This window comes from Acetobacter sp. (assembly GCF_022483985.1).
Taxonomy (GTDB): Bacteria; Pseudomonadota; Alphaproteobacteria; order Acetobacterales; family Acetobacteraceae; genus Acetobacter.
On sequence record NZ_JAKVME010000001.1, the window covers coordinates 2,325,258 to 2,349,231 of the forward strand.

The 23,974-nt window shown below is 54.0% G+C and carries 24 protein-coding genes, 1 tRNA gene and 1 pseudogene; 11 read left to right on the forward strand and 15 right to left on the reverse strand.

Annotated elements, in window-relative coordinates; translation table 11 throughout:
• Nucleotides 1-64: 64 nt before the first annotated feature.
• The 4 genes from LKE90_RS10315 (at nt 65) to LKE90_RS10330 (ending at nt 3,187) form a co-directional block, all read left to right on the forward strand.
• Nucleotides 65-904, forward strand: coding sequence for an SDR family NAD(P)-dependent oxidoreductase (locus tag LKE90_RS10315; RefSeq protein WP_291501449.1), 840 nt, complete (start codon nt 65-67; stop codon nt 902-904).
• 41 nt (nt 905-945) lie between these two features.
• A complete protein-coding gene (locus LKE90_RS10320; protein ID WP_291501450.1) occupies nt 946-2,295 on the forward strand; it encodes a purine-cytosine permease family protein in 1,350 nt (449 codons plus the stop codon).
• 133 nt (nt 2,296-2,428) lie between these two features.
• The gene (locus tag LKE90_RS10325; protein WP_291501470.1) at nt 2,429-2,992 is read left to right on the forward strand and encodes a hypothetical protein; all 564 of its coding nucleotides are present in this window, start codon (nt 2,429-2,431) and stop codon (nt 2,990-2,992) included.
• Between the two features lie 103 nt (nt 2,993-3,095).
• Nucleotides 3,096-3,187, forward strand: a tRNA-Ser gene (locus LKE90_RS10330).
• 123 nt (nt 3,188-3,310) lie between these two features.
• Here the strand turns inward: LKE90_RS10330 and LKE90_RS10335 are convergent.
• From LKE90_RS10335 to LKE90_RS10345, 3 genes are all read right to left on the reverse strand, one after another.
• Nucleotides 3,311-3,643: a type II toxin-antitoxin system HicB family antitoxin gene (locus LKE90_RS10335; RefSeq protein ID WP_291501451.1), complete on the reverse strand. Its 333-nt coding sequence runs from the start codon at nt 3,641-3,643 to the stop codon at nt 3,311-3,313.
• On the reverse strand, nt 3,640-3,894 hold the full coding sequence (locus LKE90_RS10340; RefSeq protein ID WP_291501452.1) for a type II toxin-antitoxin system HicA family toxin: 255 nt from the start codon (nt 3,892-3,894) through the stop codon (nt 3,640-3,642). Before LKE90_RS10340 ends, LKE90_RS10335 begins: the two co-directional genes overlap by 4 nt.
• Nucleotides 3,895-4,009: 115 nt before the next feature.
• Nucleotides 4,010-4,285 carry a hypothetical protein gene (locus LKE90_RS10345; RefSeq protein ID WP_291501453.1) on the reverse strand — a complete coding sequence of 92 codons (276 nt, stop codon included), beginning with the start codon at nt 4,283-4,285 and terminating at the stop codon, nt 4,010-4,012.
• A 287-nt stretch (nt 4,286-4,572) separates the two neighbouring features.
• Here LKE90_RS10345 and LKE90_RS10350 point away from each other — a divergent pair, with 287 nt between their 5' ends.
• Nucleotides 4,573-4,839 carry a type II toxin-antitoxin system RelE/ParE family toxin gene (locus LKE90_RS10350; RefSeq protein WP_291501454.1) on the forward strand — a complete coding sequence of 89 codons (267 nt, stop codon included), beginning with the start codon at nt 4,573-4,575 and terminating at the stop codon, nt 4,837-4,839.
• A complete protein-coding gene (locus LKE90_RS10355; protein ID WP_291501455.1) occupies nt 4,836-5,177 on the forward strand; it encodes an XRE family transcriptional regulator in 342 nt (113 codons plus the stop codon). The genes LKE90_RS10350 and LKE90_RS10355 overlap by 4 nt, the downstream gene beginning before the upstream one ends.
• Here LKE90_RS10355 and LKE90_RS10360 read toward each other — a convergent pair.
• A pseudogene (locus tag LKE90_RS10360) lies at nt 5,178-5,573 on the reverse strand (tyrosine-type recombinase/integrase); the annotation flags it as partial. It abuts the gene before it with no gap.
• Here LKE90_RS10360 and LKE90_RS10365 point away from each other — a divergent pair.
• The 3 genes from LKE90_RS10365 (at nt 5,538) to LKE90_RS10375 (ending at nt 8,023) form a co-directional block, all read left to right on the forward strand.
• A complete protein-coding gene (locus LKE90_RS10365) occupies nt 5,538-5,690 on the forward strand; it encodes a hypothetical protein (RefSeq protein ID WP_291501471.1) in 153 nt (50 codons plus the stop codon). The pseudogene LKE90_RS10360 and the gene LKE90_RS10365 overlap by 36 nt on opposite strands.
• Before the next feature lie 57 nt (nt 5,691-5,747).
• Complete coding sequence (locus LKE90_RS10370) at nt 5,748-7,181, forward strand: cryptochrome/photolyase family protein (protein WP_291501456.1); 1,434 nt, start codon at nt 5,748-5,750, stop codon at nt 7,179-7,181.
• A 140-nt stretch (nt 7,182-7,321) separates the two neighbouring features.
• Complete coding sequence (locus LKE90_RS10375; protein ID WP_291501457.1) at nt 7,322-8,023, forward strand: pirin family protein; 702 nt, start codon at nt 7,322-7,324, stop codon at nt 8,021-8,023.
• Nucleotides 8,024-8,128: 105 nt separating this feature from the next.
• On the opposite strand, the gene LKE90_RS10380 is transcribed toward LKE90_RS10375, so the two are convergent.
• Nucleotides 8,129-9,433: a discoidin domain-containing protein gene (locus LKE90_RS10380; RefSeq protein WP_291501458.1), complete on the reverse strand. Its 1,305-nt coding sequence runs from the start codon at nt 9,431-9,433 to the stop codon at nt 8,129-8,131.
• A gap of 30 nt (nt 9,434-9,463) precedes the next feature.
• Between LKE90_RS10380 and LKE90_RS10385 the strand changes: the two genes are divergently transcribed.
• Together LKE90_RS10385 and LKE90_RS10390 are read left to right on the forward strand one after the other, a co-directional pair.
• Nucleotides 9,464-10,543, forward strand: a complete 1,080-nt coding sequence (locus tag LKE90_RS10385) for an IS5 family transposase (RefSeq protein ID WP_011252003.1) — start codon at nt 9,464-9,466, stop codon at nt 10,541-10,543.
• A 630-nt stretch (nt 10,544-11,173) separates the two neighbouring features.
• On the forward strand, nt 11,174-11,980 hold the full coding sequence (locus LKE90_RS10390) for a creatininase family protein (RefSeq protein WP_291494564.1): 807 nt from the start codon (nt 11,174-11,176) through the stop codon (nt 11,978-11,980).
• An 18-nt stretch (nt 11,981-11,998) separates the two neighbouring features.
• On the opposite strand, the gene LKE90_RS10395 is transcribed toward LKE90_RS10390, so the two are convergent.
• The 10 genes from LKE90_RS10395 to LKE90_RS10440 form a co-directional block, all read right to left on the reverse strand.
• Nucleotides 11,999-12,262, reverse strand: coding sequence for a hypothetical protein (locus LKE90_RS10395; protein ID WP_291494563.1), 264 nt, complete (start codon nt 12,260-12,262; stop codon nt 11,999-12,001).
• Between the two features lie 87 nt (nt 12,263-12,349).
• On the reverse strand, nt 12,350-13,843 hold the full coding sequence (locus tag LKE90_RS10400) for an efflux transporter outer membrane subunit (RefSeq protein ID WP_291494568.1): 1,494 nt from the start codon (nt 13,841-13,843) through the stop codon (nt 12,350-12,352).
• A gap of 100 nt (nt 13,844-13,943) precedes the next feature.
• Nucleotides 13,944-14,855, reverse strand: coding sequence for a biotin/lipoyl-binding protein (locus LKE90_RS10405; RefSeq protein WP_291494562.1), 912 nt, complete (start codon nt 14,853-14,855; stop codon nt 13,944-13,946).
• Nucleotides 14,856-14,901: 46 nt separating this feature from the next.
• On the reverse strand, nt 14,902-15,096 hold the full coding sequence (locus tag LKE90_RS10410) for a DUF1656 domain-containing protein (RefSeq protein WP_010667513.1): 195 nt from the start codon (nt 15,094-15,096) through the stop codon (nt 14,902-14,904).
• Nucleotides 15,096-17,363: an FUSC family protein gene (locus tag LKE90_RS10415; RefSeq protein ID WP_291494561.1), complete on the reverse strand. Its 2,268-nt coding sequence runs from the start codon at nt 17,361-17,363 to the stop codon at nt 15,096-15,098. The genes LKE90_RS10410 and LKE90_RS10415 overlap by 1 nt, the downstream gene beginning before the upstream one ends.
• The gene (locus LKE90_RS10420; RefSeq protein WP_291494560.1) at nt 17,360-17,887 is read right to left on the reverse strand and encodes a MarR family winged helix-turn-helix transcriptional regulator; all 528 of its coding nucleotides are present in this window, start codon (nt 17,885-17,887) and stop codon (nt 17,360-17,362) included. Before LKE90_RS10420 ends, LKE90_RS10415 begins: the two co-directional genes overlap by 4 nt.
• Nucleotides 17,888-18,099: 212 nt before the next feature.
• The gene (locus LKE90_RS10425; RefSeq protein WP_291494559.1) at nt 18,100-19,248 is read right to left on the reverse strand and encodes a GNAT family N-acetyltransferase; all 1,149 of its coding nucleotides are present in this window, start codon (nt 19,246-19,248) and stop codon (nt 18,100-18,102) included.
• Nucleotides 19,248-19,712 (reverse strand): RidA family protein, encoded by a 465-nt coding sequence (locus LKE90_RS10430; protein WP_291494558.1) that lies wholly within the window; start codon nt 19,710-19,712, stop codon nt 19,248-19,250. Before LKE90_RS10430 ends, LKE90_RS10425 begins: the two co-directional genes overlap by 1 nt.
• Before the next feature lie 368 nt (nt 19,713-20,080).
• Nucleotides 20,081-22,537 carry a TonB-dependent receptor gene (locus LKE90_RS10435; RefSeq protein ID WP_291494557.1) on the reverse strand — a complete coding sequence of 819 codons (2,457 nt, stop codon included), beginning with the start codon at nt 22,535-22,537 and terminating at the stop codon, nt 20,081-20,083.
• Nucleotides 22,538-22,690: 153 nt separating this feature from the next.
• Nucleotides 22,691-23,974, reverse strand: a complete 1,284-nt coding sequence (locus LKE90_RS10440; protein WP_291494556.1) for an MFS transporter — start codon at nt 23,972-23,974, stop codon at nt 22,691-22,693.

Here is a 23,974-nt window from a genome sequence, read left to right on the forward strand (position 1 = left end):
TCCTCCCGCTGTTTTCGGAAGGATGGTTGCGACCTTTTAGCAGCAGGTTCTTAATGGGGCGACTATGAAACAGGATTCTCTTCTCATCACGGGAGCTGCTTCGGGGCTTGGCCGTGGTTTCGCCCTGCGTTCCGCCCGTCCGGGCGTGACGCTCCATCTCATCGACAGCAACGAAATCCGGTTGAAAGACACAGCCTCCCGTGCGGAGGGGCTGGGGGCCCGGGTGTCCACTCATGCGCTGGATGTGACCGATGCTCCCGCCATGCGGCAGGCGGTTGAAGCCATCGGCGTATCCGGTGGTTCGCTCGATGTGGTGCTGGCCTGCGCCGGTATCACTGGCGGTGTGCATGAGCGGCCGGGGCAGGATGGTGCTCCCTGCGAATCCGAGTATCAGGTACGGCGGATGATGGACGTCAATGTGAACGGCGTTCTCAATACGGTTTTTCCAGCCCTCGATGTAATACGTCGTCAGCCTGTGGCGTCAGATGGCTTCCGTGGCCGGATCGCGGCGATTTCCTCTATTGCCGGGCTGGTGTCGTTCCCCGGCACACCGTCCTATTGCGCCGCGAAGGCGGCGGTGGATCGTCTGATGGTGGCCACGGGCGGCAATCTGAAGCAGGATGGCATTCTGCTCAGTTCCGTGGTGTGTGGTTTCATCAATACGCCGATGGTCGCAACGAATGAGTTCGCCATGCCGGGTCTGGTGCAGACGGCCGAGGCCGTGGAACGGATCATGGCTGGTCTGGAGAAGAACAGGCGTCGGATTACCTTCCCACGCTGGATCGCGGCAGGATCGCGCCTGATGGATCTGCTGCCGATCGGTCTGGCGGAGCGGTATTATCAGAACCAGCCGACGGGCGCTGCGGGCAGCATGCCAGTAGTGCGGAAACCCTCGGATGCATGACTGGTTTCAACTGGATGTCGTTATGATGTGGAGTGTCGGGGATGACGTCTGAACCGTCTGGCCTGATGGAAGACCTTTCGGCGGCGTCAGTCTGCCAGCCTGTCCCGGCTGCCCGCAAGACGATGGCGATGGACCGGGTTTTCTGGAGCCATTTCTCGCCGAATCTCGGTCCGGGCGGCTGGGTGACCGGCGCGCTTCTGGTCAGTCTCGGACTGGATTTCAGGATGGGCGTGCTGGCCATTCTGGTGGGGAACCTTGTAGGCGCCCTGCCTGTCGCTCTGGCAGCCGCGATCGGTCCGGCGACGGGGCTGACGCAGATGGAGGCTTCGCGCATGGCGCTGGGGACGATCGGCGTCAGGCCGCCGTCCTTTCTGAACTGGCTCTATTGTGTCGGATGGGACGCGGTGAACAATGTTCCCGCAGCGGCGGCGCTGGTCAGTCTGCTGATGCTGGTGGGTGTGCCGACCCCGTTCTGGCTGGCGCTGGGTGTGCTGGCGTCGATTCAGATGGTGGCGTCCATCTATGGCCACCACGTTGTGCAGGCATTGCAGAAATATCTCGGTGGCATGCTGCTGGTCGTGTTTGCGATCATTGGCGTGACGTTTGCTGTGAGGGGTGGCGGCGTCGTGCAGGCGACGCATCCTGTCGGTCTGGCGACGTTTCTTCTGGCGGTCGGGATACTGGTCAGCTTCAACCTGTCCTGGGCGACCTATTCATCTGATTATACCCGCTATCTGCCAGCGGATTCTGATCCGAAACGGGTCGTCGTGCTGGCTCTGTCGGGGCTGCTGCTGTCGGCTGTGCCGTTTCAGATTCTTGGGCTTCTCACAGCGGCGAGCATTGCCGAGCCTTCTCCGACAGCGGTGATCGCCAGCTTGCAACATGCCATGGGGCCGCTCGGACCGCTGGCTCTGGCGGCGATTGCCCTGTCATCGATTGCCGGGAACTCGTTCAACGACAATACGGCCAGCTACAGTCTGATTTCGGCGGGGATTCATGTGCCTCGCGTTGCGGCGGCGATCATCACGGCCAGTCTGGGCTACGGGCTGGCGGTTGCTGGCGCGGGCCGGTATGCGACGCTTTATACGGACTATCTTCTGGTTACGATGTACTGGATCGCACCCTGGTGCGGGATTGTGCTGGCGGACTGGTATCTCACTGGGGGGCATTCGGCGGCGCGGGCTGTGTATGGGCAGATTTTGCGACCGCCTTCGGGATGGAAGCGTGGTGCGACGATCTTTGTTGTGACATCCGTGCTGACGGTACTGCTGTTTTCCACCAGTTCGCTTTACACAGGACCGGTTGCCCGCTGGCTTGGAGGTGCGGATATTGGGTACTATGTCGGATTTCTTGTCGCTGGCTGGTGGTATGCGGCGGGACGCGAAAAGTAGCGTTCAGCAATTTGGGGAATGACGCATCCGTGCCATGATCGGTGAATAGGGTTCTGCGATATTGGTGCCGATGTCATGCTTCGTGGCGTGGCTGTTGCTGGAAGCTGAAGCTTACCGAAAGAGATGGAACGTGATGGAAAGACGCTATTCGCCCAAGACAATCGGGACTGTTCTTCTGCTGTCGGCTGCGGTTGTGCTCACAGCGGGCAGGGAAGCCAAGGCCCAGCAGGTTTATTCAAGTCAGCCGCAGGCTGGCCAGCAATCAGGTGATTTCCAGCAGCCTCCGGCACCGGATGCGGCGCAACTGGCGGCAATGCGCAAGGATGTGCAGGTCGCGGCCTCGTATCAGTTGCCGGATGATTTTCTGCCGAGGATGATCACGACCTTACAGGCGTTGCAGGATGCGGGTTTGCAGCCGCCCCCTCCGGAGGGGCATATTTCTCTGGATGACACGATCAAACGTGTTGAATCGGTGCAGGGTATTGAGCCGGTTTTGAGGGCGCAGGGGTTTTCGGCCCGTCAGTTTGTCATGGGTCTCACATCCTTCGGCATTACCTACGCGGTGACTTCACACGAGGCTGACGCCAAGGACGCACCGCATCTCAATCCACACAATGTCGCTCTTCTGCAGAAGAATCCTGAAGCTGTAAGGGCATTGTTGCAGCAGATGGGGAATCAGCCTGCTCAGGCGCAATGACAGCGAATGGAGGAAGTTTTTGAGACATCCTCCTGACTCATCCGGAATTGACTGCCGGATGAGAACGAGGTAGCTTCCGCCGCAACGCACTGTCTCAGTGTCTGGAGGGGTGGCCGAGAGGCTGAAGGCGGCGGTTTGCTAAACCGTTATACGCTTAACCGCGTATCGTGGGTTCGAATCCCATCCCCTCCGCCAACTACCTTGTTTTTAGTTAATAAAATCAAATAGTTATAGCACTACAGCAGATGTTCGTCCTGTATGTTGTCCCTCTTGCGGACAGACATTCAGAGCACCGCTCTGAGGCTTGGAGAGACGTTTTCAGCCCGAAGCCTGCTCCAGAACATCCTGAACCAAACGATTCAGACTGACGCCACGCGCCGCTGCCATCTCGACTGCCCGGGCGTGCGCTTCAGGTGGTAGACGCACCTGGAACTTGCCGGAATAATGCTTCACAGGCTCGACACCCTTCTCGACGCACATCTCCAGGAAAATACGCAGGGACGTTTCTCCTTCGTGACGGAGACCTTCCACACTGTCGGCATAAAAATCGGCCCCGCCATTGAGACCAACGAATTCGCCCCGAAACAGGCCAATCTCAGGATCAAACTGAATGACGGCCCGATGACCGCTGATCTCCATCATGTTGTTCATGGCGTCACCTCATTCTGCTCAAGCCATTTTCGTACCACTGCAACAGCGCCCTTGTCGGTGTCCGGTTTGGGGTGGGGGCGATGGAAGACCCGGATTTCTCCAAACAGAAACACACCAACGCGGGAACCTTCCCGTTCCGACACCTCACCACCCAGAACGATGAAGAGGGCTTCGATGTCGGCCCATGGCACATTGCCGGAAACGGGGCGCTTGAAGATCAGCTCCAACGTGCGGTGATGTTTTGCTTTCATGAATAAGTGATACTATTTTTCAGTATCACAAGCAACGTATTTATCGGCTAAGTCGACAGACGTAAGCCCCGATAAACGCCGCCTCTGCCCACCCATCTTCTTTGACGCGTTTGAACTAGTCAGCGTGCGCCAGGAAAAGCTGCATTGCTCTTGCTCGCGCTCGGCCCTTGTCGGCAGGGCATCCGGTCGCCTTCTTCCAAACTGCCGGTGTCACTGTGGACAGTGGCTTACCCATGGCAGCGGCTACGCCCTCGATGACACCAACGCCACGACCGAACGCGAACGCTCCAACCGCGCCTTCCCCCGGTCTGGTTCCTACCTTCTCAAGCCATATCTGCGCCGGGTCGTGCGCCCGCACCCATTCTCCACCCCATAAAAGACGGCTCTTCATAGACCATTGCACTGTTTGTTCTGGTGGGCTCTTTGGAGGAGCGAGAGGATGTCGGTAATAGCGCCCCCTTGCGGCAGGGACCGCCATCGCAGCCGCGGGTGTCGAGTTATTGCGGAGAATGGCGGTGGTGCTGAGGTGCGGCGGAGACACCAAGATGCTTGAATATGCACTCAGAGGCATATATACGATGAAGCCATGACGTGGCTGGTTGAACACACTGTGAGTTCGGCGGCTGGTTCGCTACTCTGTCCGACAGTGAGAAGGAAGACGTCTATGCGTCCGGCCTTTTGCTTGAAGAAAGAGGCCCCAGCCTCCGGTTTCCAATGTCATCAGGAGTGAATGGGTCGCGTCATAATCACATGCGCGAGTTACGGATACAGAGCGGTGGCAAGCCGATCAGAGTCTTTTACGCCTTCGACCCGCGTCGTGCAGCCATTCTTCTGATTGGCGGCGACAAGACGGGGGATGAACGGTTTTATGACCGGTTAACCCCTGTCGCGGATGATCTGTATGACGCGCATCTTGATGAATTGAGAAGGGAGAAGCTGATATGACCGGTCGTAAGACACTGGCCTCTCTCGGGGCCACATTATCACCTGTATCGCGTGAACGCGCTGCAATGAAAGCGCAGGCCATGGCGGATGCGATGGACCTGGCTGAACTGCGTCGGGCGCACGTCATGTCCCAGAAGCAGATTGCGGAGCTTCTCGGCGTCAATCAGGCCTCTGTTGCCAAGATGGAAAAGCGGACTGACATGTATATCAGCACGCTGCGGAGTTACATTGAGGCAATGGGCGGCGAGCTTCAGATTGTAGCAAAGTTTCCCGGCCATGCTGTTCCGATCAAAAGTTTCGCAGATATTGGAACAGATGCTGAAGCATGTCCGGCCTGATTATCTGAAATCCTGACACCATCCATTCCAGCCCGCCATCATCTCCCGCCGCTTCTCGAACAGATCCCCGCGTCGATAAGCGGCCTCCACCTTGTTGCTGATGGCGTGCGCTAGCGCCATCTCGGCCACTTCGCTGGGATAGTCCGTCTCTTCAGCAGCTCAGTCGCGGAACGTGGACCGCAGGCCATGGACGGTGACGTCCTTCGTGCCTGCTGCAATGTGAAGCGCCTTGGACAGAGCTACGTCTGACAACGGCCTGCCTCGCTTCTGACCGGGAAACACAAGATCACCAGCACACTCATCGCGTAGAGGCATAATTTCCTGCAGAACGGCCACAGCGCCGTCAGACAGCGGAACACGGTGCTCTCTCCCCATCTTCATCCGGTGCGCGGGTATGATAACAGCGTTGAAAAGCCCTTGCTGATGCTGCACAGCGCCATTGCACAATCCTATCTCTCGTTTCTTTCCACATCAGCCTATTTCGACAGGAAGTCCGAAAAGGCCCTTCTCTGAAAACAGCACCCACCCAGCTCCCTCGACTCACATTCCCAACGGCGATAAGCCGGAACCATGGCCACCTCCCCCACCATCATCTGGTTCCGTGAAGATTTCCGTCTCGCTGACAACGCGGCGCTTTCCGCAGCAGCGCGAGGCGGTGCACCAGTCCTCTGCATCACCATTCTCGAACCGCAACCTCAGCGGGGAGCCGCGCACGACTGGTGGCGGGATGGCTCCATCCGTGCACTGGATACTGCCCTACAGGAAAAAGGCGGACGATTGCACGTCCTGCGCGGCAAGGCGGAAGACCTTGTTCCTGCTCTTGCGAAGGCCTGCAACGCTAATGCCGTGCACTGGAACCGTCGCTATGATCCGACAGGCCGCGCTATCGACACGGCGATCAAGACCCAACTGAAATCCGATGGGACAGAGGCGCACAGTTTCCCCGGCGCACTCCTTCACGAACCGTGGACCATCAGGACTCAGGCGGACCAACCATTTCAGGTCTTCACCCCATTCTGGCGAGCAGCCCGCAAATTGGGCGATCCGCGCCCGCCACTTCCCGCACCAGACACGCTGTTCTTCGCTCCCTTTCCGAAAACAGACCAGTTTCACTGCCTGCATCCGGAAGAGTTCAATCTTTTGCCCACATCACCGGACTGGGCATCAGGTTTTCGGAAGACATGGGTGCCGGACGAAAAAGCTGCGCACGGGCATCTCACAGTTTTTGTCGAAGACACGCTCCGGGACTACAGTGAAAAGCGCGATTATCCAGCTGCAGAGGCCTGCTCCCGCCTCTCGCCGTATCTGCGCTTTGGTCATGTCACGCCCGGCCAGCTCTGGCATGCCGTCATGCAGGCTGATGCTTCCGCCCAGAACAAGGACAAGTTCCTTGCCGAACTGGGATGGCGGGAGTTTGCATGGTCGATCCTGTTCGGACAGGCAAATGTCGCAACCCGACCGCTCCGCCCGGAATTTGATGCGCTGCCGTGGCGCACAGATCCCGAAGATCTGAAAGCCTGGCAACGCGGACGCACCGGGTATCCGCTGGTCGATGCCGGCATGCGTGAACTCTGGCACACCGGCTGGATGCACAACCGTATCCGCATGGTCGTTGCATCCTTTCTGGTGAAACATCTTCTGATTGACTGGCGGGAAGGCGAACGCTGGTTCGCGGACACGCTGGTTGATCATGACCCGGCCTGCAATCCGATGAACTGGCAGTGGAACGCAGGCACCGGCGTCGATGCCGCCCCGTTTTTCCGCATCATGAATCCTGTCCTGCAATCCGAAAAGTTCGATGCGGACGGAGGATATATCCGTCGCTGGGTGCCGGAACTTCAACATGTTCCGGCATCCATGATCCATGAGCCATGGGCTGCGGATCAGGAGATACTGAAAGCGTGCGGGGTGGTTCTGGGACAAGACTATCCCCATCCCGTCATTGATCACAGACTGGCGCGGGAGCGGGCCCTGTCCGTGTGGAAAGGCTTTCGCGGCAACTGAACGGACAGACGTGCCGTTTTCGGAAATGCTCCCTTTCCATCCCTTCTCTTTGCGAAAGCACCATAAAGCGCCATGTCTCGTCATAGACAGGCGCACCAACGGGTGACGCCTCCCACTTCCTCGGAAAGGGAGAGTTGACCATGATCGAAGTCAGACCATTCGCTGGGCTGGGTGCCGCCAATCACGGGTGGCTGGACGCCCACCATCACTTCTCTTTCGCCAGCTATCATGACCCCAGGCGCGTTCACTGGGGCGCGCTGCGGGTCTGGAATGATGACGCCATCGCCGGAGGCACCGGTTTCCCGCCGCATCCGCATCGCGACATGGAAATCATCACCTATGTCCGGACAGGGGCGATCACGCACGAGGACAGTCTCGGCAACAAGGGCCGGACGGAAGCGGGCGACGTGCAGGTCATGTCCGCGGGAACCGGCATCACCCATGCGGAATATAACCGCGAGGATGAAACAACCACCCTGTTTCAGATCTGGATCATGCCGACGGCGCACGGTCACAAGCCGCGCTGGGGTTCCCGTCCGTTTCCGAAAGACGGTCGCGCCGGTCAGTTCGTCACACTGGCATCCGGCAGGGAAGGAGACGGCGAGGCGCTCTGGATTGGTGCTGACGCCCGCGTGCTTGGCGCAACCCTGAAGGCCGGTGAAACCATCACCTATGAGACCGGCAGGGACCGGTATCTATATCTGGTGTCGGCCAAAGGCGCGATCACGGTAAACGACGTGGCCGCAGCCGCTCGTGACGGTGTGGCGATCCATGATGAAGACCGCATCACGGTCCACGCTGTCGAGGATGCCGAACTGGTCATGGTGGACAGCGCGCCCTGATTATTTTTCTGGCTGATGGTCTGCAAAGATCATCAGCTTTTTACGTTATTCATGAGGAATACAAACAGATTACAATTCACAAGCTTTATGACAGAATAAATGATTTCATGAAAAATCCGGCAAGCCATAAACCTCAACCTGATCCAGATTCAGGTAATCCGGCTCTCCGTTTACCACCACACGCATAAAACGTGCTTTCACTCCGGCATCAGAAAACCAGATGAAAGGCGTCCCATCAATTCCGCCGAATATTTCAGGAGAGTTGTGATGATAGAACTCATTCCAGTTTTCTCCATCAAGAGATGAAAACAGACTGAAGTGGCACATACGCTCCAGAGCAACATCGAGACGATTAAAAATCCTGATTTCCTGTATACAGTTTACAGATCCCAGATCGATTTGCCACCACGGCTGCTCTTCCTTCTCGGTATGAGCCTGTGACCGACCATTGGGACGACGGTTAACAAGATTTTGGGAATCCGCGTCAGCCCCCCATGGATGGGCTGACGAACTCTGGGAGGTCTGACAGTGCGTTGAGATCAGTGGCCATTTCGGAGCCGGGAAAGGTGAGGTTTTCCACGCCCTCTCGGAGAGATATTCATGCCAGTAATCATGAAGTCCATAATCTTCCACAGCATTAGTCAAAAGGTGGAAATCGGCCTTTTCACCTTCCGATTTGTCCCCCCACATTTTTTCTGCGGCAAAATCTCCATGTAAGCCACGCTTCACCCGGAGATCGAAATCCTCATCAGATTTAATATTAAAATGTGCAATAAACGCCACATCAAGCATACGGACTTTCCGATTGTCTTCATTCAGAAGCGTCCATGCGGACCATGGAAAATTATCGTAATAACCCGACACCCGCTCGCCTAAGGCGTTATAACAAATCAAATCCCTTTTTATGCTATCGCAGTCATGATGCACTGGATGACTATTGTTTTCAAAAAATTCCTTGTATGGAAATTTATTTGATTTCACAAAAACCTTTGTAAAGGGAGTGGCCGTTTCCTCTCTTTTTGTATAATTGAGTAGAACGCTCCCAATCGGCCTCGTCTTATGCCCGTTACTTCCAAAACTACACCAGTTAAAATAAAGCGCGTCCATGTCAGATGGAAAATCCTGAATAAATCGATCCAGCCCCTCTCCTGACCGTATAAATAAAAATTCGTCTATATCCAGAAACATCATCCACTCTGTTTCATGAATATAGTTTCGAGCAAAATGAAAATACATTTGAAACTGGAGACCGGGAAACGGATAATGAACAAACGTCACAAAAGGTTCATTACCATTTAAAAAAGGGAGCACAGCCTGATATAATTCAGAGGGATCATCGTCATTGCAGTAAAGATAAACATGGAGGGTTCTAAAAACCTCTTGGTATTGAGGCCTACGCTGTGATTCCATTTTTCTGGTTCTGGTTGGAGGAATGGCGCTATGAAACAGGCGGGATTTTTTGACGTTGAAGAGCGGCTTGCTCGGTTAAGCGGTCTTGGCGACCAGCTTGAAGCGTTTTCCCGGACTGTGGATTTTGAGGTGTTCCGCCCGGAACTGGACAAGGCACTGGCCTATTCAGACGGGAGCAAAGGCGGGCGTCCACCGTTTGATCCGGTGCTGATGTTCAAGATCCTGGTGATCCAGACACTCAACAATCTGTCCGATGAACGGACGGAATACCTGATCAACGACCGTCTCTCCTTCATGCGCTTTTTAGGTCTGGGGCTGTCGGACCGTGTACCTGATGCCAGAACGGTATGGCTGTTTCGAGAGCGTCTGACCCAGGCTGGTGCGATTGGTGGTCTGTTCAATCGCTTTGACGCAACCCTGCGTAACGCTGGTTATCTGCCGATGTCAGGCCAGATCCTGGATGCCACGCTGGTAGCGGCTCCGAAGCAGCGCAATACCAATGCGGAGAAGGCGGATCTGCGTGAAGGACGGATCCCTCAGGACTGGCAGGACAAGCCGTCAAAGCTGTCCCACAAGGACAGGCATGCGCGCTGGACCCTGAAGTTCACGAAAGCGAAGCGACAGGAGGACGGGAGTATCCCTGCAACAGATCTGGCCATCCCGTTCTTTGGCTATAAATCGCACATCTCCATCGACCGGAAATTTCGGCTGATCCGCAAATGGAAGACGACAGATGCCGCCGCCAGTGATGGCGCGCGATTGAGGGAGGGCCTGCTTGATAAAAGCAATACAGCTTCAACGGTCTGGGCAGACACAGCCTACCGCTCAAAAGCCAATGAGGACTTCATGGAAAAGCAGGGCTTTGTCTCGAAGGTTCACAGGAAAAAGCCGCATCTCAAGCCTATGCCACGCCATATCCAGAGATCCAACGCAGGAAAGTCCGTTATCCGGTCGCGTGTCGAGCATGTCTTTGCCGATCAGAAATCACAGACGGGGCTGTTCGTCCGAACCGTAGGCATAACGCGGGCCACCATGAGGGTCGGGCTGGCCAATATCGTCTATAATATGCGCCGCTTTCTCCTCTTGGAGCGGATTAACGCCGCCGCGTAGCAATCCAGAGCAGGAAACCATCGCTCTGCTCAAAACCCAGAGTAAAAGTTAGACCAGGGAAGCAGCAGTCAACACGCTAAAAACCTGAAATCAGGCACAAGAGAAGTCAATCAAAGGTTTTTCGAACCCTCCACATGATCAATGCCGATTGACCGATGATAGGACAACCATTCGCTTATATAGCGGGCTTCCCATCGAGCGCATGCGGACAATGAAAAACGATACTTCGGAGCGGGCCACTGGCCGTGATTTTCTGCTACGGCACGGGGAAGGTAGGCATACGAATTAAGATTATGTTTATCTATAAAGGCACCCATGACAACCCCTTGCCGACGCAACTCAAGCCATTACTATCATTATACAAGGTAGAAAATCAGAAAAATACTTATTCTATACGGTCCAACAAAAATGTTATTTTACTTCTTTTCCACCTATAGAGAAATTGTTAATTTTTTGGTTATTATTTTAAAAATTTCTTTTCCACAAAACATCCAGAAACCAGCCCCCTCCCACCAGCACAGCCCCTCACTGACATCTCTGTTTTTCCGAAGAAAGCACAGATATTTCCGGATACTTGCAGCTAGCTACCGATCAGGATACCGGAAAAGCAGTATCGTCCAAGGAGACCTCATGTTCCGTTCCCGATTTCGCGCTGTCACTGCCGCCACAGCTCTTGTCGCCCTGACCGGAACCGCTGAAGCTGCTCCACAAGTCGAACTGCAACGTCTGACATGGACGGAAATCCGGGACGCCCTGCACGCGGGATACGACACCATCATCGTGCCGGTTGGCGGTACGGAACAGAGTGGTCCCTATATCGCTGTCGGCAAACATAACGTCAGGGTTCAGGCGCTCGCGGATCGGATCGCTCATGAACTTGGAAACACGCTGGTCGCACCCGTCATTGCATATGTCCCGGAAGGCGGCACCTCACCCCGCACGTCGCACATGCGTTTTCCCGGCACGATCAGCATCACGCCCGCCGTGTTTGACGGACTGCTGAAAGCGACGGCGGAAAGCTTCAGGGTTCAGGGATTCCGGCTCGTTGCATTCATTGGCGATCACGGGGGATACCGCGCTGAAATGTGCAAGACCGTCGCCCAGATCAACCAGAGCTGGTCCGGCACCGGCGCGCACGCGGCCTGCATCAATAGCTATTACACCGTCATCGCCGGAGCCTATGACGACGCCCTCCGCCAGAAAGGTCTCGGAGCTGCTGTCGGCACCCATGCCGACCTCAGCGATACATCCCTCATGCTGGCCGTCGATCCGTCAATGGTCCGGACCGAAGCCCTCCGCAACGCCCCCAAACCCACGACAGCGGACGGTGTTTATGGTGGCGACCCGCGTGGCGCGACGGCGGAACTGGGAACGATCGGCGTTGACATGCAGGTCAATGCCGCCGTGGAGGAAATCAAAGCCCAGCAACACCCCTGACACAGACCGGGCAGGCGGTCAGGCTCCGTCCATGTTTTCGATATCATCATCCGGTAGATCGGGATCATTCGCCACCGGCTTGCGAAGCAGGAAAAAAGCTCCGGCTACACAGAAAATTCCAATCAGCACCGGCAGACGGCGCAATAGCCACACAGGCCATGAATCGGAATCATCAGGATTAATGATCAGAGCCCAGCCATCGACGATGATCAGCGTGAAGCCACCGAGAAAACCCGCTCCGATCAGGATAAGCCGCCGGAGATAGTCTGGTTCGCCTGTCATCGGTCCTGCGTGGCCTCCGTGGTTTCATCCTGTCAGAACAGAACATCCGTTGCGTCTCTGCCGTAACGCATGACTGAAGCTGCGAGTTTACTGCTGAAAAGCCCGCGCCCAGATATTCTGCGTCTCCAAAGAAACAGGCAGCGACGAGTTGGTCAGGGCGTTTCCATGCCACCCGGCGCCAATGGCCGTGTACAGATTGACAGCATCCCTGAGCCGCTCAAGCCGTGACAGCGCCTCGGCATTCTGCGCGTTCAGCGTCGCCCGCTCTTCCGTCAGCACGTCAAGAAAACCGATCAGACCGGCACCGTAAAGCTTGCGGGCACGATCACGGGCCAGCGCACTGTCCTGAGCCGCCTTTTCCAGTTTTTCCTGATATTCGACGTCATCATGCCAGGCCGCCATCGCGTCCTCGACTTCCTGAAAACCCTTGAGCACTGTCTGGCGATAATGCAGGCGCGCCGCTTCCGCCGCCGCCTGAGCCGCACGGATGGTGGAGGTATATTTGCCGCCATGCATCAACGGGAGACTGGCCATCATCAGGAACTGCCAGCTCATGCCATTGACCTGAAACGCCTGATACATCGCCGACGCATTCGGGTTGAAGGTCAGCGGCACGACGAAGTGCGGATAGAGATCAGCGACAGCCACGCCGACTTCCGCCGTCGCCACCGCATATTCCTTTTCCGCCATGCGAATGTCAGGACGATTGGCAATGACAATCGACGGCAGGGTCGCCGGGAAAGACGGCACGACCGGCAGGGGCCGGACAACCTTGAGTTCCTCTTCCAGTTCGCCCGGCATCTTGCCCGTCAGCACGGAAATGGCGTGCGACACCTGTGACACGCGTGTCTTGAGCGGCTCACGGGCGGCAATCTGGGAATCCAGCTCCGCCTGCGCCTGCGCCGTCTGGAGCGTATTGCCCACACCCTCAAGATAAAGGCGGTTGGTCAGATCAAGATTCTCTTTCGCAACCTTGATGTTGTCGGTGGCGATCTGGATCTGCAACTGCGTCACACGCAACAGCATGTAGTCATTCGCCAACTGGGACAGCAGCACCATCAGCAGGGCGCGGCGGCCTTCGACAGTCGCCTCGACCTGATGCTCATGCGCCTCAACGCCACGACGGATGCGCCCGAACACATCGAATTCCCATGTCGCGGAAGCGCCATAGGTCAGCATCGTCGCTTCCGGACGCTGAGGCGTGCTGGGACGGATCGGCCAGTTATCGATATTGATCGAATACCGGACATCGCCGCCGCCCATATTGGCGTCCATCTGGGGATACCATGCGGAAGCAGCCTTATCGCGCAGAGCCCGTTCGGCGAGAATCCGCTGCCCGGCTTCCTGCAGATCGTAGTTCCCCTTGATGGTTTCCTCGACCAGCCTCGTCAGGATCGGATCGTTGAACTTCGCCCACCACTCGGTCATTTCCCTGTTGGTGCGCTCGATCTCTTCCGGAGTGGCCGGTTTTTCCTCTGCCGTTTCCGCAAAACTGGCAGGCAGCTTCATCCGGTCCGGCTGGAAATTGGGACCGACCGTGCAGCCCGCAAGCATGGACCCGCTGACCAGCATGGGCAGCATCCGTCGCCAGACACCCCGTCTGCCACCATCTTTTGCGTAACCGGAGGAAACCGGTACGGTTTCAGAAGCTATCATTGTCACCATGATCCCGCCGTACGCCTTACAGGTGGTCTTGCAGCCAGGTGGTCAGCTTGCCGCGACGGCTCTGTGATTCAGGCCCGACACTGATGGTCGCTGTCATGCCTGCCGCCAGCGTCACGCCTTCAGGCACATAATCGAGATGCACACGGACCGGGATACGCTGCGCCAGACGTACCCAGGTGAAAATCGGATTCACATCCTGTAGCCCGAGCTTGTCCGGGTTACCGTTGGTGTCATTGATACCACGGGCGATCGAGACGACATGGCCGGGGATGATCTGCTTGTAACCCATCAGCTTGACGCGGGCGACATCACCGACATGCACGCCCCACATCTTCGTTTCCTCGAAATAGCCATAGACCCAGTAGGAGTCGGAATCGATCACGGCCAGACGCGCCTGCCCGGCTGTGGCGTAATCACCCACACGCAGGTTCAGGTTGGTGATGAAACCGTTCACCGGAGAGTAGAGCACCGAGCGCTGAAGATTCAGCTTCGCCACATCAAGGGAAGCACGGGCCGCATCCACCGCCGCGACCTGCGTCGCCACGTTGGAGTTGAAGACCTCCTGCTCTTCCGCCGAGACGATGCCGGCAAGACCCATACGGCGCTTCGCATCGTTCTGCTTGAGCTTCAGGTCTTCGAGAGCGCCGTCCAGACGGGCCTGCGCCTCGCGGATGGCCAGACGGAAACGGACGGGGTCAAGCACGTAGAGCGGATCGCCCTTGTGGACATACTGGTTATCCACCACCGGCACCTGCACAACCGTTCCGGACACTTCAGGCGCCACATCGACAACATAGACCCGCACGCGACCATCGCGGGTCCATGGAGCAATCATGTAGGTGTTCCAGAGGGTCACGCCGAGCACCACGGCCAGCGAGACGACTGCCAGGGTCAGGATCACTCGGATCAGTGTGCGAAGCAGTGGCATGGCTGTGACCTGAAAACCTTATGTTCGTTGAAGCAGGACGAATGAATCAGACGTAGAGGATGAGCAGACACAGCACGCAGGTATACAGGGCGACTTCGAACAGCGCGAAGTGCCAGAACCAGCGCATGATTCCGCTCCACCAGAGGAGAAACCGGATAAACATTGTGACGGGCAGGGCCACCAGTGCGTAAACCACGATCGGCGCCATAAAAACACCGAACAGATTAAACTCGGTCAGCATCAGGCAGATCTCGAAGCAGGTCGTTTTACACGAGGCATGATCAAGTGGCGCAAATCCGCATGGGCGCGCGGATGATCCGCCGCTTGTTGCATTGGGCCACCCTTATGAAAGAAACCGGGCGCGGCGTCGATAAGCTGGGCCGCCTGTACAAGACAGGCAGCCATGCGTCTGAGAGTGCCCAGCCCTCTCTCCGATGTCTCCGTTTCCCGGTTTTCAGCCGAAACAGGGCTTTCACCGTCAATGGACAGACCCGGCAAAAGCTGCGTGGCCGCGCAGCGGAGCGCAGCCGCTGTTGCCGATGGGTCACGCCTCAGCCCCTTTAACGACGCCAGAGCGTTTTCCACGATTCGCTCCTGCTCCTGCGTGACGCTTCCCTCTTCCCGCAACAGCCAGCGCAGCCGCATCACCGTACGCCCCAGCGCCACCGCCGCGAGAGCCGCATCGGTCACCTGAAACACGCGGGCGCTGCCTTCCACAAAGGACAGCCGCTGCGTCATGCGTAGCACACGCTGCATCTGCACATATTCCCAGCTCGGCCAGCTCACCCTGTAGCGCAGGGGGAGAGCCGCAAATCTCTGGACCGCACGGCAGAGCGAAGAAATCAGACGGGCGACATCAAGACGCTGATCCGCAGGCAGCACGACACGGAAAACCAGCACCAGCCCGATACAGCCGATCAGCGTGGCCAACCAGGCGTTCATCATCGGAACATCATGATAGGGCACAGGATTATCGACCTGCGAGATGATGTTGAAAAAGACGGCATATCCGAAGCCGCGCAAGGCGTAACGCGGATGGAACTGGATCCAGATCCCCGGCAGCAGACAGAGAAACAGGGAAACCCAGAGCAGTGGAAATCCGTCCGTCTGCGGCAGCAGGAAGGTGCGGAACACGTAGCAGGCGGGAATCGCCAGCGCGGTTCCAGAGGCCAGAAGCCATGCCGCCTTCGTCGCTGACGGTGCCGTCGAAAGCAGGCAGGACGCACAGATCAGATAAACCAGAGCGCTCGGTCCCGCCGACCAGTGCAGGACGTACCAGGTCAGACACCCCATCAGCGTGACCAGCGCGCCACGGGCCATGTTCCGCAACGCCGCGGGCCACTCGACCAGCGGCAGCAGACGGACACCCTTCTCATGCCAGGCCACGTCGGAGAGGTTATCCACGGCCTGTCCAAGCTGCACGACAATATCACGCTCCGTATCAACTGCCGCGAGTCCCGCCAGATCCGGCGCTTCCCGCGCCAGCGCTTCCAGTTGCCCGATAGCGAGCCTGATCCTGTCGCGAATCAGGGTGGCGTCGCCATGAAGCAGTGTCTCCATCGGCATATCGGCCAGTTCGCCGATCAGACGACCGGAAACACGACGCGCCTCCCACACATGACCCGCATCACCGGGAGGAATGGCGCGCTGGGCAGCATGATGGGCGCTGAGCAACCCCATCAGTCGTCCGACCCCTTCATGCAGCGCGGCGGAGCGGCGATTGACCTGATAATCGACCGAGGACGCATAATCGATCGCCTCGATGACAGCGCTGGCCTGTGTCAGCAGACGGGCCCGTTCGCTATAGGCCGACATGTCCATTTCACGAAAAGCGCCGGCCTGCCCGGCCTCGTCCGGTCGCGGCGCGTCGCCCTGCAATTCCGCTTTCGACAGCCGGACGAACTGCCCGAGGACGTCACGCAGAAACTGCTCGATCCGGCCAGTCGCCGTGTTGGGGCTTTTCAGGGTCGTGATCTGGAACACGAAAGCCGTGCTGACGATGCCGATCACCACAACCGACAGCCGCGACATCGCGCTTTCAAAGATGCGATCCGGATCGACAAACGCGCTCGTCGAGATGATGATGATCGTATAGCCGGTCAGGACAGCGGCGTAGGCCCTGTAAAAACGAAGAAGCGTCGCCACGCAGCAGGCCAGCCCTATCAACAGGGAGAGTCCCCCGAAAAACAGCACCGGCTGCTGCGGGAAGGCCGCCATCAGCGCGATCCCGAGCACGGTTCCCGCCAGCGTGCCGATAATACGCCAGACACTTTTGGAAATCAGGGCTCCCGGCGTCGGGTTGGCCACGATCAGCACTGTCGTCACGGCGGAAATCGGGTTTTCCAGCATCAGGAAACCGGCCAGCCACAGGGCCAGCCCTATCGCGAAAAACACCCGCGCCACGTACAGAACCGTCGGGCTCAGGCGGCTCCACTCATACCGCCATTCACGCAGCAGGCCGCCCGGAACAGTCCTGACCCCACTGATGACAGAAGCGGAGACGCTCACGACCCACTCGCCGCAGGAGCCGGTGACTTCGGCGCGGTTTCGGCTGAAGCACGATCATGCCCCCTGCCCGACCAGACCTGATCAAAGACAGCCTCGCACTCCTTCAGGGCGTCGTCCGAAACACCTTCCAGAAAACGGAGGGCAACGTCGTCCGCCACACCCAGAACTGTCTCCCCCATTGCAACGCCCGCATCGGTGAGCGTCACGAATTTGGAGCGCCGGTCATCCGGGTCCGTATCACGGTGGATCAGCCCACGACGTTCCAAGACATCCAGCAATCTGACAAGCGACTGGGCTTCCACCAGCATGGCGCGCGCCAGATCCGTCTGACGGACGGGACCGGGCAGCACTCTTAAGTAATAGAGAGGTCGCCAGGTTGCATCGGTCAACCCGAACTGGCGCAGATCCAGATCGATTTCCCGCCGCCACTGGGTCGCCAGCCTGACCAGCCGATAACTGAACCGACGCCTTAAAAGCTTTGTTGACTGACTGGCAACATTGCCAGCCTGCGTCTGCCCGGACACTGGAAGCTTTCCCCGATCGCATGATTAGAACACACACGAATAGTTCGCATGCTTATTATCCAATGACAAAAAAGAGAAAAACTGACAAATGCACACACAGCATGGGAGTGTTGCAGAAGATTGCCGGCTGCCTGCAAGCGGCAGTCCGTTACACCGGCTGCACAACGAGAGCATCCGGTGTAACGGCTGATCAGAAAACATATGTTATTTCTTCACGTTTTCTCGACACGATAGGGTGAAAGCTCACTGAGCGCGACCATCTCGCTCAACACGCCCGCACGCTCGGCCTCCAGAAACTCGGAGACGGCCTGTCGCAAACCGGCATGCCGGATATGGTGAGCGGAATAGGTCAGGTCCGGCACATAGCCACGCTGAATCTTGTGCTCACCCTGAGCCCCCGCTTCCACGCGTGAAAGGCCATGCTCAATCGCAAACTCTATCGCCCTGTAATAACACAGTTCAAAATGCAGAAACGGCCATTCGCCGACGCATCCCCAGTTGCGGCCATAGAGCGTATCGTCGCCCAGCAGGTTGAGCGCCCCGGCCACAGGCAATCCCTCATGCTCGGCAACCATCAGCACGACCCGATCACCCAGATGCTCTGACAGGAGGGAGAAAAACGCCCGCGTCAGATAGGCGCTTCCCCATTTCTTATCGACGGTAGACTGATAGAAAACGAAAAACGCATCCCACAGCGATTCAGTAATCTCGCTTCCGCGCACCGTACGGAACACCAGACCACACGCGTTCGCGTCCCGTCTTTCCCGCCGGATCGCTTTCCGCTTCCGCGATGAAAGCGCTTCGAGAAATCCTTCGAAATCCTGATAACCGCGATTGTGCCAGTGATATTGCAGTCCCAGACGCTGCAACCAGCCCTCCTGCCCCAGCGTCTCATGTTCTTCTTCCGTGCAGAATGTGACATGAGTGGAGGACAGATCCATCTCGCCACAGACCTGAGCCAGCGCCTGTCCCAGCACGGACACGGTCCCCTCAGGCGCATCGGGTTTGACGAGCAGTCGTGGTCCCGGCACCGGAGAAAAGGGAACGGCGACCTGTAATTTGGGATAGTAGCTGCCACCAGCCGCCTCGAACGCCCGCGCCCAGCCATGGTCGAAGACATATTCGCCATAGGAATGCGCCTTCAGATAGGCGGGGGCCACAGCCACCAGCCGCCCGGTCCCATCATTCAGCGCGACATGGCGCGGCAGCCAGCCGGTGGAGGGAGTAGCCGAGCCGCTTTCCTCCACGGCTGACAGGAAAGCATGGCTGACGAACGGATTTCCCGGCCCGGCGCAGGCATCCCACTCCTGAGCAGGAATGGCTGCAATCCGGTCATGCAGGGAAACCGTCCATCCAGACATCAGCCGACCTCGAACAGTCCTTCGACTTCAACCGGCGCATCCAGCGGCAGGGACGGCACACCGACCGTTGACCGTGCGTGACGCCCCGCATCCCCGAACACAGCGACCGCCAGATCGGACGCCCCGTTCATGACGCCTGCATGCGCCGTAAACTCAGGCGTGCAGGAGATGAATCCCCCCAGACGCACCACACGCTTTACTTTCGACAGATCACCGATTTCCGCCTTGAGCTGCGCCAGCACGTTGATCAGGCAGTATTTCGCGGCTTCCGTGCCGACCTCCAGCGAAACGGCGGTGCCGAGCTTGCCGGTGGCGAGAAGTTTGCCGTCCTTCAGAGGCAACTGGCCGGACACGACAACCAGCGAGCCCGTGCGAACAGTCGCCACATAGTTCGCAACCGGCGCGGCAGGCGTAGGCAGTTCGATGCCGAGCGCGGCAAGACGGGATTCAGGCGTGTCACTCATGGTCATGTCCCTTGCTTCTGATTGATCCAGACGCTTATAGGGTGCCGTTCATAAATTCAGGCGGCAAGATGCTTTTTTGTTCTGCTGATGACCAGAGCCTGCCTACTGCACTGCCGCAGATAGTAAAGCCAGCACAGATAATCGCATCTCAATTACGCGTCTGCAAATCTCTATGATGTCCAAATAGCGTCCTACCAGAATCGAGCGCAAGGCGAGAAAGACACACACACAATATCACGACCTCTTTTCGAGGCATCCAAAATATATGCAATAATTTTGATCATAAATAGAAGTATGCAGAGGATGAGAATTATAGAATTTTCCCACCCTCAAAGCAAACCAAAATTATACAAATAATATTTTTAATATCAAAATTCAGATCGAATCGATCCAAAAAACTGACGAGGCGCTCCAAGAAGAAAGGACTGATATGAATAAGCTCCGCTTGAAAGACTCATTGGATTTGCGTTCTCCCCCATCGTAGCTATGTATGTTGTATTGGCTAAATTAGATACGTTAAGTGAAAAAATAACATTTTTTATAAAACCAGCTCCTTTTATATAGTTATCAAGGTTTCCAAGCCTATAATCCGCTCCAAGATTAACAAGCCAATATGAAGGTGCTTTGAGATCCCCGGTATAACTATAATTACGAGCACCGGTATAAGATGCATCAACCCAAACAGTAGCCTTATCAATACTGTAAGAAAGTCGTGTCTTATACATAAATCTTGGGTAATTAACCACCTGCTTGCCTTTTAGGGCGTAGTTTACACCAAGAACATTTAAATTTTTATCATAAACAGCATGATTATAACTTACGCTATTATAAATTTCAATACCACGAAATGGACGCAGTGTAATACCTGCATCGACACCATTCATAGTAACGTTACCTACATTTTCTACTGCCGATATTGGATTTAGCGGGGTTCCAGATGTCACCTGCTGCAATCTATTATTGAAATTCGTTCGATATGCGTATGCATTTGCAGATACAAATTTATTATTAAATCTATATCCCATAGCATATGTCCAAGCTGTTTCTGGACGCACATGACTATTATTAAATGCTGATTGTAAAACCGAGAAAGGCGAAGCGGCTAATTTGTATCCAGACTGAGAATATGTATGAACATTCTCTGATATATCAACAAATAACTCATGACCCGGCAAAAACCTGTATGCAATTCCAATATGTGGAAGAAAAGGTTTAGCAACAGTCAATCCTTCTCCACTAGTTATCGATCCAACATTGCCATAATAATTTTGGTTCAAATATCCACTACCAACACGAGTTGTATTAAGAACTGATTTAAATCCAAAATGAATATCAACTGTTCGTATGGGATGGTATGTGTCATTCACGAACGCGGTGAATGTATTTGTATTATAAGATTGGTTAAACAATTCCGCAAATGGATCACGGAAATGATGGGTATCGTTTACAAGTGGACCACTCAAAACACCGTTTGTAAGTGTCGGCTCTTCATATGCATACATTGAAGAATTATAGCTATTATTTTCATACCATACACCCATTCCTATAGCATTATGAGCAATGCTATAGTGCATAGCTGACACTACACCAAATCTTCTAATTTCCGGCCTTTTGACAGCATCACTTAAAGGAGCTCCATTAGGAGAAGAAAAATAAGGGGTCGTCCAAGTAGTTTGATTTTCTTGGCCATGACCATAAAATGTGGTATTCCATTTCAAACGATCAGTCAGCTGTAGATCAGCTTTCAATCCACCGAGAAGATCTACGTTATTAGTTGCTCCATTATAATATTCTGCGTCAGCTTGATCAGATAATCCCGAGAGATAAGATGGATATGAACCACCACCTAGCCCTTGAGCAGCTAGCGCCGCATTGTAAGCAGCCTGATAACCTGAAAGCTTTCCATTATAGTAGTAATTAACCCCAGGGCCAATTTTATTCAGCATTTCGAAAGAGTAATCTTGATACAACATTTGATGTAAATCACTCCAATCGAAAAATGCTGTAATTCTACTACGATCTCCTATAGGCTGTACAAATTTAGAATTTACTTGCTGAAAAAATTGCTTACCATAACCTTTCCAAAGAGAATTTTCATTTCTCATATATGAAACATAAAATTTTGTTCCTGATGAATTTATTTTTCCAGAATCAAATCGTATAAAAGTATGATATGTAGAATTACTTCCAAAAGTTTGATTTAATTGACCACCAAGCTTATCTTTGGGATCCGATGAAATATATTCAATAGAACCACCAAGGTTATTGGTAGCAGCAACAGTTTCAGCACCCGCAGAACGAGATATATCTAAATTAGCAATATTTTCCGATGAAATAGCCTGCAATGGATTTGTACCATTATAGTTTCTATAAGTCATTTCTCCCAACGGCATGCCATCCAATGTCATACCGATTTCCTGCTGTTGAAAGCCATGCATCATAATCTGTGATGACCATGTATCGAGCCCCTGAGGATCATCAGATTGAAACATGACACCAGGCAACTGACCAATAACCTTCAATGGGTTAGTCCCTGGAATAGCACGCTGCAACTCTCGTGCAGTTACTTTTATTGTTTGAGAGCGATAAGGATGGGCTACCACACCAATCTCTTCAACCTTATGAGAAACAACAGAATTACGCACAGGATGATGTGTAATACCCACTTTCTTAGAAGACGTATTGTTTTTTCTATTACTATTTATAATTCGATGATCCATTTTCGTATGATATACTGAAGCAAATGCCTCCTGCACTGGAAAAGCATAAAGCAACAAAAAAAACGAACTGCACATCATTGTGCTATTTTTAAATATATATTTCATTACTTTCTCCAGTCTATAAAGAAAAAAGAACAACTACACAAATACAAAAACTACATTATAACACTCCCTTTATTCTTAGGTTATGGTGAAATAACAGAAAACTCATCAATAAAAATAATTATAAATAAATAATTTATGAAATTTATTCATAAATTATTTATTTATACACTTCCTATAAGTATAAACGGCGCAAAGTGCAGCCACACCTGAAGCAGCCACCCACAAACCTGATGCCGTTGAAGAGCCCATCCTTGTTGCAAGCCATGTCATAACAAACGGCGATATTCCACCGAATATTGCATTCGCCGAATTAAATATTAGAGAAAAACCACTATATCTTACATTTTTAGGAAAAATTTCGGAAAGAAACAGTGCCAACGCACCATCATTCAAAGCCAATATCGCGCCAAAAATAAGTTCAATAAATAAAATAATTTCACTTTTACCTATTCCAATTACATAAAATAAAGGTATAGAGAGAATTGAAAATAATATAGCAGAAATACTCAATAAGATAACAGGACCAAATTTATCAGCCAAAACTCCAACAAAAAAAACAGTTGGAATATAAAATAAAAGTAAAACAATCTGAAATTTTGAAGCTAAATTCAACCCAATAACACCAGAATATGTTATAAAAACTGGCATAAAACTCAGTATAGTGTAAAAACCAACAGCATTAAGAACTGCAAAACCAAATCCGATTAACATTTTAGGTTTATAATCGTCGAACAAAATTTTAATAGGCATATCTTTTTTTATATTTTTATAATTTTCTTCTGTTTTTTCATATAATTTCTTCCGAAAAACTAAACTAACAAGACCTAGTGGTAACGCAAAAAGAAATGGCACACGCCATCCCCACATTAACATCTGGTTATCAGTAAGATGAGACGTTAAAAGAGCCACTAAGGCCGCACCAGCAAGTAAACCACAAGCTTCTGATGCAGGAACCAATGCCGTAAACAGACCGCGGCGCCCCCGAGGTGCATTTTCCATCAAAACGACTGCAGCCCCTGAATATTCTCCAGCACATGAAAAACCTTGTGTTAAGCGGAGGATAAAAAGGAACAAAGGAGCCCAAAAACCAATAGAAGCATACCCAGGCAGTATGGCAATCAAAGTCGTTGCAATTGACATGAGTGTGATAGAAAGAGTTAAAGCAAGACGCCTACCCATCCGATCACCCAAATGCCCCCATAATACGCCCCCTACTGGCCTAAGCAGAAAAGCGAGTCCAAATACAGCATAACTCGCCAACAACCCAGAATTCTCATCAGAGAAGGGAAAGAAAACGCGCGAAAAAATAGCCGCAAGATAGCCATAACACGCGTAATCGAACCACTCTATAAATGTACCAATCACGCACCCCACTATCACAGCACTTAATTGTCGCACATCAACAGTGACATGCTGCGACATGGTTGCACTTGTCAT

Bases quoted from the DNA above. Each gene is read 5' to 3' on its own strand.
- LKE90_RS10315 (WP_291501449.1), top strand. From the start codon at position 65: ATGAAACAGGATTCTCTTCTCATCACGGGAGCTGCTTCGGGGCTTGGC.
- LKE90_RS10320 (WP_291501450.1), top strand. From the start codon at position 946: ATGACGTCTGAACCGTCTGGCCTGATGGAAGACCTTTCGGCGGCGTCA.
- LKE90_RS10325 (WP_291501470.1), top strand. From the start codon at position 2,429: ATGGAAAGACGCTATTCGCCCAAGACAATCGGGACTGTTCTTCTGCTG.
- LKE90_RS10335 (WP_291501451.1), bottom strand. From the start codon at position 3,643: ATGAACAACATGATGGAGATCAGCGGTCATCGGGCCGTCATTCAGTTT.
- LKE90_RS10340 (WP_291501452.1), bottom strand. From the start codon at position 3,894: ATGAAAGCAAAACATCACCGCACGTTGGAGCTGATCTTCAAGCGCCCC.
- LKE90_RS10345 (WP_291501453.1), bottom strand. From the start codon at position 4,285: ATGAAGAGCCGTCTTTTATGGGGTGGAGAATGGGTGCGGGCGCACGAC.
- LKE90_RS10355 (WP_291501455.1), top strand. From the start codon at position 4,836: ATGACCGGTCGTAAGACACTGGCCTCTCTCGGGGCCACATTATCACCT.
- LKE90_RS10370 (WP_291501456.1), top strand. From the start codon at position 5,748: ATGGCCACCTCCCCCACCATCATCTGGTTCCGTGAAGATTTCCGTCTC.
- LKE90_RS10375 (WP_291501457.1), top strand. From the start codon at position 7,322: ATGATCGAAGTCAGACCATTCGCTGGGCTGGGTGCCGCCAATCACGGG.
- LKE90_RS10380 (WP_291501458.1), bottom strand. From the start codon at position 9,433: ATGGAATCACAGCGTAGGCCTCAATACCAAGAGGTTTTTAGAACCCTC.
- LKE90_RS10385 (WP_011252003.1), top strand. From the start codon at position 9,464: ATGAAACAGGCGGGATTTTTTGACGTTGAAGAGCGGCTTGCTCGGTTA.
- LKE90_RS10390 (WP_291494564.1), top strand. From the start codon at position 11,174: ATGTTCCGTTCCCGATTTCGCGCTGTCACTGCCGCCACAGCTCTTGTC.
- LKE90_RS10395 (WP_291494563.1), bottom strand. From the start codon at position 12,262: ATGACAGGCGAACCAGACTATCTCCGGCGGCTTATCCTGATCGGAGCG.
- LKE90_RS10400 (WP_291494568.1), bottom strand. From the start codon at position 13,843: ATGCTGCCCATGCTGGTCAGCGGGTCCATGCTTGCGGGCTGCACGGTC.
- LKE90_RS10405 (WP_291494562.1), bottom strand. From the start codon at position 14,855: ATGCCACTGCTTCGCACACTGATCCGAGTGATCCTGACCCTGGCAGTC.
- LKE90_RS10410 (WP_010667513.1), bottom strand. From the start codon at position 15,096: ATGCTGACCGAGTTTAATCTGTTCGGTGTTTTTATGGCGCCGATCGTG.
- LKE90_RS10425 (WP_291494559.1), bottom strand. From the start codon at position 19,248: ATGTCTGGATGGACGGTTTCCCTGCATGACCGGATTGCAGCCATTCCT.
- LKE90_RS10430 (WP_291494558.1), bottom strand. From the start codon at position 19,712: ATGAGTGACACGCCTGAATCCCGTCTTGCCGCGCTCGGCATCGAACTG.
- LKE90_RS10435 (WP_291494557.1), bottom strand. From the start codon at position 22,537: ATGAAATATATATTTAAAAATAGCACAATGATGTGCAGTTCGTTTTTT.
- LKE90_RS10440 (WP_291494556.1), bottom strand. From the start codon at position 23,974: ATGACAAGTGCAACCATGTCGCAGCATGTCACTGTTGATGTGCGACAA.